Raw genomic sequence first — 18,327 nt, forward strand, 5'->3', positions numbered from 1 at the left:
AATAAAGGAGTTTGATTTCGACATCTTGTCTTTGAATGGAATTCAATATGACTTCAAAGATGTTCCAAGTAAGGATTTCGACACTACTGGTTTGAACATCAGCAAGCTCATCGAGAAATGGAGCTTGGATTGCAAAAGTCACTTCTTCACGCCTTCCAATTTGGGGATGAATGCAAAATCAAAGCGCGATGGGACTTACTTTGCCGATGCTTGCACTCCAGAGGCGCTGGCGCATGCAGATGATGTTAATTTTGGAACGCTGCCGGGGCAGATCTCGAGCGGCGGTGTCTTTAAACACAAAATTTTAGATCAAAAGATATACACAGATCTCTTGTGGCAAGACTTCAATCCAAATGTAGATTTCGGTCGCTTCAAGACGCCGGGCGGCGCTGACTTTCCCGAAAAGATGAAGCTGTTTGACAAAAGCTTCTCAGATATAACAATAGACGTTGAAGGGAAGAGTCTCCATATCATCCTTCTTCATGCTACCCCTTCGTATCATTTCGGAAACCCGAAATCTATCAATGGCTTTAGAAATGCTGAACAGCTAAGGTTTTTGGAGTGGTATGTATCGGGCGAAACGGATTACGCCGTAGATATGCTCGGTATAAGGCCGCTGAAAGATGACGACTACTACATGATCGTTGGCGACTTGAATGTTGATGTAAACAATCAAGCGTCTGAAGGAAGCGGTGTGCTGAGGAGTGTTATCGGAAAAGCTACTTCTTGGATACATCCAGAGAAAATAGCCTTTACAACTGAAGCTCCTCATTTTCGACCAAATCCATTGCGGCTCGTCCTCGATTATATAATCGTCTCTAAAAATATAGACGTCCTGCAAGGAAAGGTAATTCACCCAAACTTTGATAGAGGCGAGCTGGGTTGCGGGAAAAAGCCTGGCGAATCTCCGCCTGGCAAAAGCATAGTGACGTATAGAATTGACGAGCCGGATTTGGTTGGAGAAGAAATCGCGCCATCGGAAAAGAAGGATAATAGGGACTATCACGCAATGATTGAGAATGAATATCTTCTCTTCAAGGAAGCGAGTTATCACTATCCTATATATGGCGAATTCAGGCTGAGGGGTCTCTGATCTGACGGCGGCCCGACTGCGTTAGCATCATCACATCGCGAGTCGGCTCGCCCCTCCCGGTTTCCGCCGTCGCTGCAAGCTCGGTGGCCGGCCGATCGCGGCAGTCCGGGCTGAAAACAACGTTTACTCGCGGCGACGTCTTCATCGACGATCTCACCGAGGGCGAGCGCGAGGGGTGGGCCGCGGCCGTTGAAAACTCGGACTCACGAGATAATGGATGTAGCGAGCTGCATTGTCCGAAGAGGAGAGGTGAAAGCCGAATGCTTGTATCACTTGCCCAAGTCAATCTTCACGTTGGAAATATTGACGCCAATACGAGCAAGATAATTAGTTGTATCAGTGAAGCTCGTGAAGATCTGCACGCGGATCTGGTTGTATTTCCGGAGATGGCGATTACAGGTTATCCGCCGGAGGATCTGCTATTGAGGCCGCTGTTCTTGGAGCGCGCGGCTGATGCTCTGGCGAAAATCGCTCGATACTCTGCGGGCATCGGTGTCCTGATCGGTCATCCGACAGTTAAAGAAGGGCGGCTGTTCAATAGTGTTAGTTACATAAAGGACGGGAAGATTCAAGCAACCTACGACAAGAAGCAGTTGCCAAACTATGGTGTGTTTGACGAAAAGCGTTACTTCTCCGCCGGGTCTGAAACAACGACAATAATACTCGATTCCATACCGACCGCCTTGGGCATCTGTGAAGACTTATGGGGGGTGGAACATGCCAGGTCCGCGTGCGATATGGGGGCAAGATTGCTGATAAGCGTGAACGCATCCCCATTTCGCTCGAATATCGACAATCAACGAAAACAGATATTGAGAAAGCGAGCGGCGGAAACAGGCTTGGGCATCGTATACGTCAATCTTGTTGGTGGGCAAGATGAGCTGGTATTCGATGGAGGCTCAATGGTCGTCGACAAAAACGGCCACGTCGTATTCCAAGCGCCTCAGTATGAAGAAGGGCAGTACCTGGTTGAGATATCTGAATCAAATGGGGCGCTGGAGTTTCGCGCAAAAGAGGAGCCGAGAGAACGGCTCTCAGAGTTGGACTGTATCTATCAGTGTCTGGTGCTGGGAGTCAGAGACTATGTTCGAAAAAACGGTTTTGAAGGTGTGATTATTGGCTTGTCAGGTGGAATAGACTCTGCTCTGACTACCAGTATCGCGGTTGATGCCCTTGGTGCGAAGAACGTCAATGTCTTACTCATGCCTTCGCGCTATTCAGCTGAAATGAGTACACAAGATGCAGTGGCAATGGCAGAGAACCTGGGGATTGGCTATCGCGTTATTCCGATAGAGCAGCCTTTCGTGGCGTTCACCGACGTGCTGTCGGAAGTATTTGAGGGTCTGCCGGTTGATACAACGGAGGAGAGTATTCAGGCTCGGTGTCGAGGTGTGCTCTTGATGGCAATTTCCAATAAAACCGGCACATTGGTTTTAACGACCAGCAATAAAAGCGAGATGGCGATTGGTGCGGCGGCTATATATGGCGATATGGCCGGTGGTTTTGCTCCTTTGAAAGATGTGTCAAAAACGCTGGTATACGAGCTTGCGCGCTGGCGCAATTCTAAAAACCCGGTTATTCCGCAAAGAATGATCGATCGAGCTCCTAGTGCTGAACTGAGGCCGAATCAATTGGATGCGGACTCGCGACCTGCCTACGACATACTGGACCCAATTATCGAAAGATATGTCGAGCTGGATCAAAGTTTAGAGGAGATTGTCGGAGCGGGATTTTCTGCTGAGATAGTTGCTGAGGTTGTCGCCAAGATAAAGAGGAACGAATTCAAAAGACGCCAGGCAGCGCCAGGGGTAAAAATAACTGAGCGCGCTTTTGGTCGAGAGCGGCGATATCCAATTGCATCCGGATTCAGAGAAAGTAGAACAGATAAATGATGGATCGGCCGGCAGGATACTCGAGGTCACGTACCTATCGCTGACCTTCGCACGCGCATCCATCAGGGCCGGAGCCGGCGTGCGTCTCAAGCCTTGCTGCTGGCCCTAGTTCGCGGCGGCGCGCGGAGCGGAACTCTCAGGCACGAGCTTCTCGGCTGCCAACTTCTGCGCAGTAGCCAGTGCATCCGCTGCGGGGACCTTTACATCAGGTTCGACGCCGGTGCCTTCCCAATTTGTCTTCGTAATCGGGTTGATCGCACGCGCGAACGGCACTCCGATCACGAAGCGATCGTCAATTCGCTCGCCGCGCACGGGGTGCGCGCCCCCACCAGTCTTTTCTCCAACGATGGTCGCGCGTTTGTGATTCTGGAGGTTATAGCTGAACTCCTCTGCTCCGGAAAACGTTCGGAATGACGTCAGTACAAAAGCAGGCGCAGCGGCCAGTCGCTTGCCGGGCACCACCGGCAGGGTCCAATACTGCTGTGTCGCACCCGTTTTACGATTCCAGATGTCATTGAGGTGCGTCGGCTGCTCGAACAGATATGTGGAGATCAGTGCGATCATGGCTGGATCGCCGCCGCCGTTGTCGCGCAGGTCGAAGATAATCGCATCGACGTTTGCGAGAAAATTCATGGCAGCAATTGCGGTCTGGCCGCACTGCGCCGGATCTGCAAACATGTTGAACTTCACGTAGCCGACATTCCCGGCTAGTAGCTCCACTTTCTCGAAACCGCAGTTGGCGCGTTCGGTCAACCTGCGATTCTCGGCGACATGCTGCGGGCTCGGCGAGGAGAGCTCGTCTGGAAAGCGGGCCGCGCTGAAGTTGACGCGGAGATGCTTGTCGCGGCTCACCTCTTGAAGATGCGTGGTCAAAAGGCTCGCGAATTTCTCGCCATCCTTCACCCCGTCGTAGTCGCCGCGCTTCTGGTGACGTCGCAACATCTGCTCCATCTTCTGCGCTGCTTCCGGAAATACATAGCTTTCGTTCAACTTCGCGATAGAGCCGGCGATCACCCGATCTCGAGTGGCTTCGTCGATCTGAAAGCCGATGATTGCCGCACCAGGTGGAATCGCTCTGAGCCCCGACGTCGCGACTTTGGGAGGACTGGAGCTGGTTACGTCGAATCTGCCGATGCCGCGGGTGTCGCTTGCCCGCTCCTTGACGAGAAACTCGATGTACAGCGGTTCAGTCTTCTTGATGGCGACGATGTCGAATCCACCTGTTCTCGCGCGGAAAGACATCATCGCGTCGAGTGGAAGTCCTGAAGTCGGCTCGTACTGTTGCTGGTAAGCGCCTATGCGAGCTTGGTCACCGCTATTGAAGGCTTCGAGCCACGCGGCGAGCACCCGTCCGGCCGGAGTGTCCGGGATGGACTCTTGCTCCGAGTGTGCTGGCGAGACCGCGAGAATCGTGACGAGGGCCAAGACAACCTTGGTCGTTAGATAAGTCTGGCTGTAGATAGCCGCACGCGAACGAATCATCCTGGTACTCATCGGCCGAATGCCTCGTTGCTGTGGAATGCCGCGGTATCTCCGACGGCGAGTGACTCTCGTTAGATCAGTGTCGCTCGCGCCCGTCCTCGGGCGGGCCAATGACGCTCCCGCGCTCGAGCCTGACCTTGAATCCGCCACCCGTCTCTGGCGTGACAACAGCCTTCATTGCGCTCGCGACCACAGGCTGCACGGTCCTGGAGTTGACAGTGATACTGACGTGGCCTTCGAGTGTCCGACTGCCGTTTGAGTCCTCGGAGAACCTATCTGACTGGAACTGGACCTGCGCTTCTGGCCCGATAAACAGCTGAAGTTCGGCTCCAGTCACTCGCGTGAAGCTGCCGTCGCGATCGATGGTCATGACACCTGCTGACATGAGGCGGACAGCATCTTTGGCAAGCGTCGAAGAGGCTGTTTGGGTATTCGGCAATGAATCGTCAACTGCCGCTCTGATTGCCGTGGCGGGTTGCGCGGCCCAAACCGAGAAGCCGACAAACAAAGAAGCAACGACAACACCGACGCGGCCGTACGTACGGCGCCTCTGACTGGGCAGGGCTTTCTTGACCATCTTGAGTCGCTCTTTCAAATGATAGGCAGATTGCCAGCTACAGCCGACCGGCAACGCGGCGTCGAGCATTTCAGTCTTCAACATTGCGTTCGCGTAGGTACGACGCGAGCGGGGAAAATCCCCCAGAACAGCAGCGTCGCAAGCGAGCTCCTGATCGACACGAAAGCAGGTCGAAGCGAGATGAACGAGAGGATTGAACCAAAAGAGACAGCGCATCAGAGCGACGAAAGCATTCCAGAGGGTATCGGCTCGACGCAGGTGCGCCCGCTCGTGGGAAAAGATCAGTAATCGCTCCAACCGCGTGTATCGAGATTCGAAATCGGCCGGCAAGACGATTTTCGGCCGAAGGACGCCGAGGAGTGCGGGACAGCCTGCCGACCGCTCTGCCCGAAGTACACACCGCGAGCCGGACAGCGTTCCCAGGCTTCTGACGAAAGTGCGCTGAAGCCGAGCGAGGTAAAGAACAAGGAGTGCGGCGCCTACAAACCACGCGCCGATTGCCCACATCGTCCAATCTACCGGGTGAACGGTATGGAGCGATGAACCCGGGGAATTGTCGATCGCAGTGCTCAGCGTGGAGAACAGAGCAATCCGTATGGACACTCCGATTGTCGAATCCGCGTCGCTCGGAGCAGGCAGCAGCACGGCCAGCATGGCGGCAGGTACGAGTAACCATGTCGAATAGGCTGCAGCCGCGCCAAACACGAGGCGCACACCGCGGCGAATCGCCAAAACAACGAGCACGGACAACGTCGACGCGATTGTCAGCGCGACCAGATACGTAATGAGCTCACTTTTCATCTTCGATTTCCGCGATGAGTCGCTTGAGATCGGCGATGTCTCGCTTGGTGAGCTTGCCGTGGCGGCTAAAGTGTAGTGCGAGCGGTGCTATTCGCCCGGCAAAGAGTCGATCCAGCAGCCCCTTGCTTTCGGTCAACAACCACTCGTCGCGACTCATCACGGGCGAGTACAGGAATCGGCGGCCATCCTTGTCGGCGCGAATAGCTTTCTTTGTGAGTAGCCGATTCAGGAGCGCCTTGATGGTGCCCTCTTGCCAGTGCTGCGCGCCCTCGAGTGCCGCAACTACGGCCTCTGTGGGTACCGGGTTGTGGCTCCAGAGAACTTCCATCACCACGGACTCGGCCTCGGTAATAGAAGGAGAAGAAGGGGCTCGGCGCATATTTGAGCCAGCGTTTACAGCCATAAACGATTGGCATGTTTACACTCGTAAACGATAGAGTCAAGTTCCGGTCTGGCGCGGCTGCCCAGTAAAGACGCTCGGCCTCAAATCAAGCCCTTCGAGATCTAGGCTCACTCCGGACGAAGCTCGCGAAAGATGTCGAAAGGTTCTCGGCAACGTTGCGCATGGCCACCGCCAAAAGACGTATCCCTGCTTAGTCCGTACGCTTTAGTGGCAGTACCGAACGCGCTCGCGCAGCCTGGTCGAGCGGCTGCACGGATTGCAACTTTGGGCGTCTGGTTTCCATAAGTTGGTTGGCACTGTTGGTATAGACAGGATATGTTTGAACTTTCATGGTTGCGCGTAGACTTACCGGAGGGCGGTGCGTCCATTCGCGGCTGCAGTCGTCATAGCAGTGAGTGCAGAGGCGCTAAGCTATCTTTCCTGCATAGTGGGCCGAAAGGTTCGCGCGGGTGCTGTCTAACACATTGCTGGAGCGGACGCGTGAGAGATCAAGTGCCAAGCCCAGGCGTCGGCGTGCGCGCCGCTCAGCTCAACCGTTGAGCGGCACTATGACGTACCTCGGACGGTTGTTGCGTGTTGAGCTTGCTGCCCAAATATCGCTTGTGGCATGTGCGCTGCTTTTCGCAATGGTCATGGTCGGTGTTGGGCTTCTCGGCACCGACCGCCCATTCGAAGGCGAAGACGCTGCTATGATCGCTGTCAGCGCGGGCGTCGCGCTTGCACTCATGGTGTATTTGTATTGCATCGGTCCGGTTGCGCTCCTGATTGCGCCAATATACGCAGCACTTGAAGCACGAAATCGAGCCAACGTAGTAACCACTATCTGCGTCGGTCTAGTTCCGGGTCTGTTGATTCTCATCTATTCATTTACGCCGTTCGCGGTAAATGGAAGTGTGAGCTCCTTGATCCCACTAGGGTGCCTTGCCACGGGTGCCTCAATCGCAACAGGTGTCCACCTCATTCGATCATGGAACCGGCCTCAAGAATCTTCATGATTGCAGTTTCAAGCTCACCGGGATCCGATTAGTGAAGCCACCGCCCAACAATACGCTGGTTCCGACTCAGTGTGGGCGTTAGCGCTAGAACCGAAAAGATATGAAACGAACAACCATATTCCTGTTGGGTGCTCTGTTGGCGATAGCTGGTCATGCCTCCGTCGAGGATGGAATTCGCGCTTACAACGCTGGCGACCATGCCGCGGCGTTCAAAGAATTCTCAGCAGCAGCCGAGTCCGGCAATCCAGCAGGTATCCATTTGCTGGCAAGCCTCTACTACCAAGGTCACGGCGTAGATAGAGACGTAGGCAAGGCGGCGAAGTTGTTCTCCACAGCAGGGGAAGCTGGCTACCCACCATCGCTTGCCAATCTCGCTCTCATGTATTCCCGCGGAGACGGCGTACCTCAGGACAGCAGCAAGGCAGTTGAATTTGGTCGCAAGGCCGCTGAGGCTGGAGATCTGCAATCACAATTCAACCTCGCTCAAGCGTATAGGACGGGCACTGGCGTGGCGCAGGACTTCTCGATGGCCGCGCGTTGGTACAAGCAGGCGGCGGAGGCAGGCTACGTACCGGCGCAGAATGAATACGGTCTGCTTTTCGCTCAGGGACAGGGCGTACCCCTCGACTATATCCAGGCGTATGCCTGGATTGACATGCCCGCTAACGCGGGAGACGAAATGGCAGTGATGAATCGCGCGCAGCTCCTACAAATACTCACTCCTGAGCAGCAAGAGAGAGCTCGAGTTCTGGCGAAGAAATATGCTCAGCAGTACGGATCAAAGAGGCGCTAACAAGTCCATAAGGCGCGGCGCCTTGCTCGCGGCTCAGCAGCGCCCAGGCTATTCGTCACAGAGCGCACTTCCGCTTCAGGCTGCTGACGCCTTTGCCTAAGCTGCGCACTTGGTCAAGCAGGAAATCTTCAAGTGTTCCCGCGCCTGCGCGATAGGATTCTCAGCAGGGCGGACAACGCAAGCACCTCCAGCAGGTTCATCGAGCCGCCGCCGCCGCGCCTTTCACTGCTTGCGGCGGTCGCGTTGACCGTCACTGTCACGATGGCAGCATTCGATCGCGCGCCCTGGTTATCGTCCACGGTGTACGAGAAAGTGTCGGTTCCGGAAAAGCCAGCGGCCGGTGTGTAGTCGATCGCTCCGTTCGCATTCGAGGTGGCCGTGCCATGCGCCGGTTGCGTCACTATGCGCACGCTTTGTGGCGCGAGCATACCGTCGGAATCGACGTCGTTCGCAATAACGTGGACAGTTACCGCAGCCCCGCCTGCGGAGGTTGCGCTATCGGCGACCGCTACAGGCGCATCGTTCGTGAGCACATACAGCTCCTGGCCTGTTTCGGAATCGTTGGCGACGAAAAAGAACTTTTGACCGATGGTCAGGCGCTGACGCACGATCGAGCGCCGCGGTTCGCAGCATGGATTACGCAACGGCGGCGAGGCCGGGACGTTGCCGATCAACACGGTCCCTGTGCTCGCGCCATTCGTTCGCCATAGCTGCGAGCCCTGGATTGGATCGTTCGTCGCGAACACAGTGACGCCGCGGAAATCTGCGAACCAGGCGGGATTGGAATTGCCCGTCGGATTGATGTCCCTCAGCAGGCGCGTGCCTGCGGCTGTCCCATCGCTCACCCAAGGCTCGAAGCCGGAGGAGTCCCGCGCAGCGAAGTAGGCGCGGCTGCTCGTGACCAGCAGGTCCGCGCTGCCGTCGGTCTGAAAGTCGAACATGCGGGACGTGTCGGATATCGCTCCGCCGCTCGTCCAAAGCTGGCGGGGGTGAGAGATTCCTTGCGTGGGAAAGTCCGCTGTGGCGACCTCCAGCAGGAGCTTTCCGTCCAACACTCCTCTGATGTGTACCTTCTGATTCGAGTCCTGGGCGATATCGGCAACGCGCACCGTGCCCGCTGCCGTCCCGTCGGACTTCCACAAATGCTCGCCGGCCCCAGCGAGCAGGGCAGTGAAATACAGTTCGCCGTTGAACGCGATCAGTCCTCTCGGGTGACCGGAAGAGGGGCCAGGCACCAGATCGGCCACCCGGGTTGTACCCGCGTGCGTGCCATCCGAAGTCCATAACTCCCGGTCCCCAGATGCAGAGGCGCCGTACGCACTGAAGTACAGACGATTGTTGTGGGCTGTAAGGTGACATGGCTGTATGGCTTGGTCGGTGACGGGTCGCGTGCCGCTGGCGGTTCCATCGCTGCTCCACAGGTGAAACTCAGACGAGTTACTTCCCGGCGCGGCCATGAAATAGACGCGTCCACCGAGAGTCGCGGGCATGTCCGAATCACATAGCAGCCCGAAGACACTCTCTGGCTGGGGGGCGGCCACTGCCAGTGCCTCGGGTTGAGCGGCGGCACTGCTCAGCCGCATGAATCTCGAAAGACCAGAGCTGTCGACTGCAAAAAAATACAGCGCGCCGTTTGCCGCAATGAGGTGGTTCGGATTGGAGCTTCCTGCGCCCGGATTGATGTCTGCGAGCAGCGTCGTGCCGTCGAAAGTGCCATCCGAGATCCACAGCTCGCGGCCTCGGACGCCGTCATCGGCGGCGAATACGAGCCGGCCGTCGAAGTCGACGAGCTCGTTCGGTCCGGAGCCGTTGTCCGCTTCAGTTTGCGGGCGGATCTCCAGGAGCAGGCGCGTGCCCGCAGGGGTACCGTCGCTGACCCACGGTTCGGCGCCGGTCATGCCCTCGTCGTGCGAGAAGTACAGCCGCTGGCCATCGTAGAAGTAGAGAAGGCCGGCCGCCACGCCTTCGCGCACTAACGTGACTCTTTCGACCGCCGGCTCGTATTTCCACAACGAGCCACGTAACACGAAGAACACGTCGGTCGCGTCCCCGGTGACGCTGGCAGGGATGTAGCCCGTCTCTTCGATCGGCGGCAGGCCGGTGATTTTGCGCGTGCCGGCGGCGGTTCCGTCGGTTCTCCAGATCGAGCGCGTGTCGCTGCCCGACGGGTCGGCAAGCGCGAAATAGACGATCTCCCCGATCGTGCCGAACGGAATGGCGACCTGTATCGGCAAATAATTGGGGGGCGTGGCGTTGGTCAGGCGTACCGTGGTCGCGCCGTCGGTGCCCCACAGCTGCGGGCCGTTCGTGCCGTCGTCGGCAATATACACAACCTTGTTGCCCGCTCGCTGGAATACCGGTGCCTCTCGAGCTTGGAACGGCGCCGGACCTGAATGAATGTCGCCGACTTTGAAGGTACCGGCCGTCGTGCCGTCCGAGCGCCACAGTTCCAGGCTGCCAGGCGCATTGCCGTCGGCAATGAACATCGCGAATCCGTCCAACGCGACGAGCGGGGCTTTGGTGGTCAATCGCGGCGGCCCGGATCCCGGCATTCCCCCGTTCGCCGTAACGGCATCGATGGTATCGGTCGCAAGATCGACGCTCCAAAGCAGCGCTCGATCGATGTAGAGGAGCCGGTTGCCGACACGCTGGAACGACGCTGAATTGTCGAGTATGGAACCCGAGCCGGAAAAAGGATTGATGATCTGACGCGTGCCCCCCGGGGTGCCGTCGCTCACCCAGATCTGCCGCTGCAAGGAGTCGTCGTCGTTGGCGTCGAAATAGAATTTCTCGCCAGCAACGATGAAGCCGCGACCAACGCCCCCGTTCGGGTCGCTGAATGCGGTAAGCACCTGCGTACCGGCGGCTGTGCCATTGGTTACGTACATCTCTTGACAAAAAGTACTGTCTCGGCCGGTGAAGATCAGGCGGTCGCCGAGGGCTCCCTTGATGCTGACTGCGCGTGCCACTCCGCCGTCACTTAGATCGGTCACGACTGCCGTGCCGGCGCTCGTGCCATCCGTGCTCCATAGCTCGAAACCCTCGCGCTGCACACTGGCGATGAAATAGCCGCGCGCGCCGATCTGCACGAAGCTCAGCGGTTCATTTGTAACGACATCGCCAGTAGGACCGAAGTGCTTGATTAGTAACGTTCCGGCGGCCGTGCCATTCGTGCGCCACAGCCCCACGCCGCTCGCATCGCGTGCGGTGAAGATCAGCTCGTCGCCGAGGGTGCCTAGTTGCCGGGAGAAGGAGCTGAGCGGAATCACCGCATCATTGATGTTACGAACCAGCTGCGGGATCGCAGCGGCGGCAACGAGAGGAAGCGTCAGCACCGCAGTCGTGCAGCTGATGAGCAACCGGCGGATCTGTCCGGAAGTCCAGCCGGAGAATATTCCCACATTCATGACTAGCGTCTATTTTCCATATTTCGTGAGTGGGGGAGGCACGCGCATCTTAGCACCCGCCCTTGATCTACTCGACAAGTTGAATCGATGGCAGCCGCCTACCATCGCGCGCGCTCGTAGGACGAGCTCGGCTGCTGCAAGATCCGCGATTGCCGTCCCGGTCGAAATCGAAGATGAAGATCTCACTCCAGTTGGATGATGAAAGCTCGGGCCTCTTTCCTGATTCAGACGCCCGAAGTCGCGCAGGTTGAACGACATGCAGCGCGCAGCACGTCGGCGTGCTGGAGCGTTTTTGCATCCGGTACCGGCTCCTGTCATTCGACAAGAACATCAACATCGAGGAGAGGCTATGTCCATCGCAACTATCGCCATTGACCTTGCCAAGACGATGTTTGAACTCGCGGCCGCGGACGGCCATATCCTCTTTCGTGAGGACGGCACACCGATCTCGGATCTGAATCATCCCTACGACCGCTGGCGTTGGACGCTGCCGATGATGCGCAAAGCGCGCTATCGCGAGCCCTACAACGCGCGCCACTCATTCGTTAGCTGTAATCTCATGCTCGGAGAGAATTTGCTCTGGGTCGCAAAACAAAATGGCCACAGCGTGCAGACGATGCTGGGGGTCTACGGCATCTGGATTGAAGGCTCACAGCAAGCGGATCTCGAAGCTATTCGTCGAGCGATGGAAGTGAGCCCGCGAAGAGGTGCTCTCACTTCCCTTCTTCGTGATCCCAGCGTCCCCGCGAGTCCCCAGAATTTGGCGGTAGTTTGGCAGTAAGTCCCCGTCGCCAGCGCTCGTCAATGTTTTGCCAAGAGCGGTGCAATCCCCTCGTGCGAGAGGTGGGCACGGGAACCCGGATCGGACTTTTCGACCGGTCTATAACTTGCGGTTACGGCAGATCGATATCGAGGACCTGGCGATACAGAAAGAGAATATCTACGGGTGCCTGCTCGTGGACGGGGTGCTGCTACATCCGCCCCGTGGCGAGATTGGTAGAGGAGGTCTCAATCTCCGAAGGCACCCATCGCAAGAGGGTGCCGAGGGGAGTGTGGAAGCGAACAAGGCGCCGGACCCAGGCGCAATGACTTCTCTGGCCGTAGGCTACAGTGGCAGTACCGACTGTGCTGGCGCGGCTAGTCGAACAGCCGCACAGATGCAACTTCGGACTCCGGTTTCCATAAGTTGGTCAATGCTGTATGCATAGTCAGAGTAGGTGGAAATTCTCCCGGTTGCACGTAGACTTATACGAGAGTTGCGCTCCAGGTTATTTAGCATCGCCCAGGTTACTCGTGACAGAGCGCACTTCTAAATCAAGTTGGGCCTGAGATGGTTATGCGTCAGCGCTACATACTGGCAATGGTGCTGATGGCGATTTTGGCGATTCCGGCAGCCACTTGGGCGCAAGGACGAAAGATGATCACGCGTGAGGCGTTGGTAGAAATGTTCGAGAGCATCGGCAGAGATACCAAGTGGGATATGTCTAAGCCGATGCTTTGGGGTTACTTCTTCACGGACGCGGGCAGAGCCAAGCTCGAGAAGGCCGCGCCACTCTTGGAGAAGGAAGGCTATCGCTTCGTAGAGATTTTCATATCGGACAAGGAAGATCCGAATGACCCGGATCTGTGGTGGCTGCATGTCGAAAAGGTTGAGGTTCACACGCCGGATACCCTCAACAAGCGAAATAAGGGCCTGTATAAGTTTGCGGCGGATCACCAGCTTGGCTCTTACGACGGCATGGATGTGGGGCCAGTCGATAGGAAGGATTGATGGTGTTGCCCAACAAGCCGCTGGTTCCGACTCGCACCGGCGAAGCGGCGGTGCTCGCGGCACGGCGTGGGCGTTAGGAGTCGATAAGACATGCAAGTGGGCATGCCATGGCGCTATCTGGGCGAGATTCGAGATACAGTCGAGGGTCGTTGCATCACGCTTACGAACGGTGGTGCCGCTCTTCTGATCCCCGTGCTGTTGATATTCATGGCAGCCCTTGCGTTTGCAAATCGATCGGTCGTGCCGCTGTCGCTTACACTGGTAATTCCGCTGCTTCTCATCAAGTCCACCTGGTATGTCTGGTATGACCGATTGGTGGTAGAGCACCAATCAACGCTGTTTGGACTTCTGCTGACTAAGAGGGAGTATCCTTTGCGGCGCGGCGACTCGGCTTCAATCGAATTGATCGAAGACTCTATGTTGTTGGTGGCGCGTCCGCGCTGGCACAGATTGACGTTGTGGTCGACTGCGCTGTGCCATAGCCGAACGGTGATTAGGTCAAATCAATATGAAGAACTCGAGCGCGCGGCCGCTCTGTTCAACGAAGCAATTGGAAAAGCGCTGTCACATCGATCGCCTCCTAACCATGCGCTGCAGGCGACGTGCGAAGACGCACGCGCCTGAGCGCAAATGTTAGATCTTCGAATGTACGGACCGGAATCAATCGGCTACTGGAGCGACCTGAAGGCCCCCAACTGTGGTTCAAAGCACCAGCATTTGATGGCGGGAAAGAGATATCGGGTGGCCCGCGAGTTCCGCGACTATGATCGCGATACCCATCCAATCGGTGAAAGCTGGGTATTCATGGGCTACTCCTTCCTGCCCTATGATGATGGCCTGTCGCTCTTCGTCTCACTGGATGGCAAGCAAGAGTGGCACATTCCAATGCAGTGGCGACCCGAAGAGCAGGGACCCGTGTTAGGCAATCTTGCTGAGTATGTGGCAGAAGAGATCTAGCAACCGGCTCGAGTTCGCGCGCCAGGCGCGCCCGACTCGCAAAAGCGAGGCGCGTTTGCGTGCGCCCAGCAGGGGCATGACCCAGGAGGTGCAAGTCCTCTTATCCTCAGATCATCGATGATGAAGCGAAGCGCAACTGCGCGGGGATGACCGAGCGTGGGGAGGAAGCGTGGAGCGAAGCGATGGGCCGACGAACAGGAACCAGATGAGAGGCAAAGCCGAGCGGGGCGGGCGCGCAAGAGCGCAAGTCTCGATGATCAAGGCTCAGGCGGCGTAAATCCGGTGGTCGTATCGTGAAGGGTGCTGTTGCTTATCTGGGGAAATCTCGCCTGCATCCGAAGGGATGACGCCCAAGCTAGGCGGAGCTGCAGCTGATCGAACACACGGTCGCGATGAGTTCGCTCGCTTGCTTTCGGAAGGAGTTGTCTCTGAGACGAAGATCCGGTGCCCGGAGAGCTGTGGTTCGCCCACATCGGTAGCTTATAGATAACGGTCTGAAGCGCCCGGACTTCGTGGGAGATCGCTCTGCATTTCGTAGAGGCGCGATCCCGGAGGTCGTTTTCCTGTATCGTACGCTTGGCACGCAGTTCACCTTTGGATAGCGACACCCATGCTCGAACGCATCCGAAACCGATTGACGGTTCTTTTAACAATTCTTTTGCCGATGTCGGCGTCCGCGGCGGAGATCCAAATCGTTTCTTCGCAACCGCCTTCACCTCCATGGACATTCCAGCTTCAGCGTGCGGACGCTCCGGTGCCCTGTCGTGCAGGGGAGCATCCACCAAAGTGTGTAACCAACAGCCTCGTCATCGAGAATCAATCGGGCCGTATTCTCGAGTGCCAAGCCGAGATTCGCTACGACGGATTGAACAGCGAAGGTTTTCCGAACATGGTTAAGCCAGCTGTTCTCATGCCACGCGAGAGTCGTGTCGTGCTCAGTGAACGTGCGTTGCCCGAGGTTGCGGTCGCTTCACACAATGTCACTTGCAATGCTCGGGCGCTGGACACGTCGAGGCTGACGCGTTCGTGCAAATCGAACCTCGATACCAGCAAGGTCGATCTCGCTGCCACTTATCCGCCCACTTCACGCCGTGCTGCTGAAGAAGGGCCGGTGATCCTAGAGTTTTCGCTGACTCGCGAGGCTGGCCCGCCGAAGGATGTCGTCGTCGCGGGCTCCAGCTTGTTTCCGAGACTGGATCAAGCGGCAGTCGAGGCAATCTCCCGCGCGACCGGCTCGACCGACTGTGAGGTCGGTCGGTTCATGTTTAAGTTGGATTTCAAACTGCACGAGTAATAGTGGCGAATGCCTAGGGATTCGAAGGCAAAGATCTGATCGTGTATGAGGAAGATCTAAAGCGTCTGTCGATTGACGAGAGCACCGGTGAGATCATCGTCTAACAGGTCATTCGACACGGACACGCAGCGACATTGCGCCGCAATGCCACTGCGTGCCGGTCAACTCCAGCGTTATGTGTTCGAAACACTATGAAACTGCCGGCAGACTCTGATCCCAAACAAGCAAGGCGTAGAGCTGTGGTGAAGGCGGTTGCCCTGCTATTAGCGCTGTTCGTTCTAGTCGCCTGCATGCTTGCGCCAATCTTCATATTGATGTTGATGTCCGGGTTGTCGTTCGAATCAAAATTCCCGGAAGACAAGGCTTGGCTTGTCGTTGTTGGAGGCGCCGTCGGAGCTGGGGCGGCTTATCTAACCTATCGCTCGATCTTGGTCAGAGCGGGCGGCTTCGAATCTCATGAAGTGGATCGGATGTGGCATGGCGAACGTAAGAACACATAACAAGCCCTTGCACGTGACGCGCGAAACGCTGGGCTGCCTTCAATTTTTTGGCATGAGCGTTCGGCTATGGATTGGCATTGAGTGCAAGTCTCTTCATTGTTCTAGTCGTTCTTGCATTCTTTGAAATGACGCCATGGGACTATCCGATCGGTCTGCTTCCGCTGTTCGTCCCTTTACTTCTTCTAGGTGTGCTCATGGCTCGCGCCAAGCCGTACGAGCCGCGTCGTTCTGGCAGCTCTGGGCAATGAGGCACTCGTATAGAATCACACAGGCGAGGCGCCCGTGCTCGCGGCACAGCGGCGGCGTTGGGTGTTCCAAAGATATGCGCACGATGCTTGCGACAATCTTGGTCGCTCTTGGTGTTGTCGGCTGCGCTAGACACAACGAAGACAAAGAGGTCCTAGGCGCAGCATTGGTCTACTTGGTTAGGCAACTCGATGCACAGGCCATTGGTACCGAGGGGATTCTTCTACTACGCCCAATGACGCGTCGTTGGACACAGGAGTCAATTGCGGGGTTTTCTGAAAATCCGAAGGATAAGTGCGTCATTCCGCAAGAGCTTTATTCAGCTCTCGTCGGGGGAGCGGAGACGGAAAAGCTTGTGGATTCGCTGGTCTCAACCAACAAGCTTTGGCGAATTGGTCAGGAAGAACGCCGAGACCAGATGCCGTCCTTTCCGCCGTTGGAGTTTGATGGCGTGCCGGTGCGAACTGTCGTGACTGTGAGTTCTCCGGGCTTTTCCCGGGCTGGAGACGAAGCTCTTGTGTTGCTGTCATTCACTTGGTCGGTTCACGATGCGCTCGCGAGAATTCGAATGGCGCGTAACGGCGGTGTGTGGAGGGCTCAATGCGTGCAATTCAATTTCTACGTATGAGAGAAATACCCAACAAATGTTTTGAGCCGATGCGTTCAAAGCAACACGCGGCTCAAGCATGGTGTTAGCGCTCATATCCATGCAAGGCGACAGTCTCTATTGGCTCTTTAGTTCATCCGCGCAAGCCATTGCGGCATTGTTCGCGCTGCTTTTAGCCGCATTTACGCTCGTGGTCGGACGCATGGACCTGGCGGAACAGCGCGACGAAACCCTAGTTGACATCCACTCTGAGTTGAAGAAGGAGTACTACGGAGAGCTTCGGGTGCTGACTGAGCTCACGGGATTCGCCGTGATCTTTGACTTGGCACTTGTCCTCCTGCACGGGACTGGTATCGCGTATCAGCAAGCCGTTGTGGTCGGGGTCATATTCTTGGCCAATGTGTCCGCGATCGTACTCTCCGTCTTGTTTCTGTTCAAAGTCGCTGATCCGCAAAAGGTCGGGAAGAAGTCCAGTCAGCTGCTCCGCGGCGAAGGTCTCGAGAAGAGCGGAAAGGATATTCCGATCGGGGAATTTGTGGCGTCCTTCATTCGGCTGGAAAGGAAGCTTCGGCTTCTGGCAGATGTAGATCAGCCCAACGCCGTGTCGCAGGACTTTTCTGTATCGCCCACTCGTCACGTCTCGCTACGGCAGGTGATTCGCATGCTCGTTTCGAGAGGAGTCCTATCCAAAGAGCTAGCCTATCGGCTCGAACGGCTAAGTCACTATAGGAATCTGGTAGTGCACGGCGAGATGGATCAAGTGGATCATGAGCAGTGGAACCAGTTGCTCAGTGTGCAGACCGAAGTTGATGCCTTGGCCGTATCCGGAGGTGGCGATGAGCGCTAACAGGTCGTTCTACGCGGACACGCGGCGGCATTGCGCCGCAAGGCGTGCTGGTGAGCGTACCCCTTACGGCGCAATGCCGCTGCGTGCCGGTCAACTCCGACGTTCGACCTCGAAGACTATGATTAGAGCCATTCTCTGCATCCTCGCCCTGATGGTCGGGGCTGTCGGCGTGGCAAGTGCTTGCTCATGTATCCGAGAGGGTAATGACAAGCGGACAGCTGTGGCAAAGCGATTCGAAAGAGCACAGCTCGTCTTTCTAGGCCGCATCGAGGGCACCGAGCGCTTCGCGCTCATGGAAGAGGATGACTTCGAGGTCGAATATCAGAGAACCCAGTTCTATATTATGGAGGCATGGAAGGGGGAAAAATCGAACCGCGTGTTTGTTCAGTCAGCGATCACGTGCTGCCTATGCGGCTACGAGTTCCCAGAATCGGGAGTCTTCCTCGTGTTCGCATACGGCCCTGATAAGGATGGCTACTACGAGGCGACGAGTTGTACTCGTCCTCTAAGGCGCAGCGAAGCAAACGAGGATATCGCGATACTGAATGAGCTTGTTGATGAGAGCCGAACAAGCCGTTCAACCCGGGCGCGCGCGACGACGCGCGCTCCGGGTTAATGACAGCGTCAGGCGCCATGCGAGTTCTGCTGCTCATTGCGATTGT

General features: G+C 56.7%; 16 protein-coding genes. 12 read left to right on the forward strand and 4 right to left on the reverse strand.

Annotated features, from left to right (window positions below; translation table 11 throughout):
- Window positions 1-1,093, forward strand: a 1,093-nt coding sequence (locus D0550_RS35060; RefSeq protein WP_161966128.1) for an endonuclease/exonuclease/phosphatase family protein, incomplete at its 5' end; no start/stop codon positions are given.
- Between the two features lie 260 nt (window positions 1,094-1,353).
- A complete protein-coding gene (locus D0550_RS29880; protein ID WP_116812853.1) occupies window positions 1,354-2,985 on the forward strand; it encodes an NAD+ synthase in 1,632 nt (543 codons plus the stop codon).
- 105 nt (window positions 2,986-3,090) lie between these two features.
- Here the strand turns inward: D0550_RS29880 and D0550_RS29885 are convergent, their stop codons facing one another.
- From D0550_RS29885 to D0550_RS29895, 3 genes are all read right to left on the reverse strand, one after another.
- Complete coding sequence (locus tag D0550_RS29885) at window positions 3,091-4,467, reverse strand: S41 family peptidase (protein WP_161966129.1); 1,377 nt, start codon at window positions 4,465-4,467, stop codon at window positions 3,091-3,093.
- A gap of 76 nt (window positions 4,468-4,543) precedes the next feature.
- Window positions 4,544-5,845 carry a M56 family metallopeptidase gene (locus tag D0550_RS29890; RefSeq protein ID WP_116812855.1) on the reverse strand — a complete coding sequence of 434 codons (1,302 nt, stop codon included), beginning with the start codon at window positions 5,843-5,845 and terminating at the stop codon, window positions 4,544-4,546.
- A complete protein-coding gene (locus tag D0550_RS29895; RefSeq protein WP_116812856.1) occupies window positions 5,835-6,224 on the reverse strand; it encodes a BlaI/MecI/CopY family transcriptional regulator in 390 nt (129 codons plus the stop codon). Before D0550_RS29895 ends, D0550_RS29890 begins: the two co-directional genes overlap by 11 nt.
- A 1,119-nt stretch (window positions 6,225-7,343) precedes the next feature.
- Between D0550_RS29895 and D0550_RS29900 the strand changes: the two genes are divergently transcribed.
- On the forward strand, window positions 7,344-8,036 hold the full coding sequence (locus tag D0550_RS29900) for a tetratricopeptide repeat protein (protein ID WP_116812857.1): 693 nt from the start codon (window positions 7,344-7,346) through the stop codon (window positions 8,034-8,036).
- A gap of 128 nt (window positions 8,037-8,164) precedes the next feature.
- On the opposite strand, the gene D0550_RS29905 is transcribed toward D0550_RS29900, so the two are convergent.
- The gene (locus D0550_RS29905) at window positions 8,165-11,443 is read right to left on the reverse strand and encodes an ELWxxDGT repeat protein (RefSeq protein WP_116812858.1); all 3,279 of its coding nucleotides are present in this window, start codon (window positions 11,441-11,443) and stop codon (window positions 8,165-8,167) included.
- A gap of 349 nt (window positions 11,444-11,792) precedes the next feature.
- On the opposite strand from D0550_RS29905, the gene D0550_RS29910 reads away from it, so the two are divergent.
- The 9 genes from D0550_RS29910 to D0550_RS29950 all read left to right on the forward strand — a co-directional run bounded on the left by D0550_RS29910 (window position 11,793) and on the right by D0550_RS29950 (window position 18,281).
- Complete coding sequence (locus D0550_RS29910; protein ID WP_116812859.1) at window positions 11,793-12,224, forward strand: site-specific integrase; 432 nt, start codon at window positions 11,793-11,795, stop codon at window positions 12,222-12,224.
- Between the two features lie 555 nt (window positions 12,225-12,779).
- Window positions 12,780-13,214 (forward strand): ribonuclease E inhibitor RraB, encoded by a 435-nt coding sequence (locus tag D0550_RS29915; RefSeq protein WP_206606625.1) that lies wholly within the window; start codon window positions 12,780-12,782, stop codon window positions 13,212-13,214.
- A 90-nt stretch (window positions 13,215-13,304) separates the two neighbouring features.
- Complete coding sequence (locus D0550_RS29920) at window positions 13,305-13,838, forward strand: hypothetical protein (protein WP_116812860.1); 534 nt, start codon at window positions 13,305-13,307, stop codon at window positions 13,836-13,838.
- A 21-nt stretch (window positions 13,839-13,859) separates the two neighbouring features.
- The gene (locus tag D0550_RS29925) at window positions 13,860-14,171 is read left to right on the forward strand and encodes a DUF3601 domain-containing protein (protein ID WP_161966130.1); all 312 of its coding nucleotides are present in this window, start codon (window positions 13,860-13,862) and stop codon (window positions 14,169-14,171) included.
- Window positions 14,172-14,781: 610 nt separating this feature from the next.
- The gene (locus D0550_RS29930) at window positions 14,782-15,465 is read left to right on the forward strand and encodes a TonB family protein (protein ID WP_116812862.1); all 684 of its coding nucleotides are present in this window, start codon (window positions 14,782-14,784) and stop codon (window positions 15,463-15,465) included.
- Window positions 15,466-15,656: 191 nt separating this feature from the next.
- Entirely contained in the window at window positions 15,657-15,965 is a 309-nt protein-coding gene (locus D0550_RS29935) for a hypothetical protein (RefSeq protein ID WP_116812863.1), read from the forward strand.
- A gap of 331 nt (window positions 15,966-16,296) precedes the next feature.
- A complete protein-coding gene (locus D0550_RS29940) occupies window positions 16,297-16,839 on the forward strand; it encodes a hypothetical protein (RefSeq protein WP_153067416.1) in 543 nt (180 codons plus the stop codon).
- Window positions 16,840-16,897: 58 nt separating this feature from the next.
- Window positions 16,898-17,665: a hypothetical protein gene (locus tag D0550_RS29945; RefSeq protein WP_116812865.1), complete on the forward strand. Its 768-nt coding sequence runs from the start codon at window positions 16,898-16,900 to the stop codon at window positions 17,663-17,665.
- A 118-nt stretch (window positions 17,666-17,783) separates the two neighbouring features.
- The gene (locus D0550_RS29950; protein ID WP_116812866.1) at window positions 17,784-18,281 is read left to right on the forward strand and encodes a hypothetical protein; all 498 of its coding nucleotides are present in this window, start codon (window positions 17,784-17,786) and stop codon (window positions 18,279-18,281) included.
- Window positions 18,282-18,327 lie beyond the last annotated feature (46 nt).

It is taken from the genome of Steroidobacter cummioxidans, assembly GCF_003104955.1.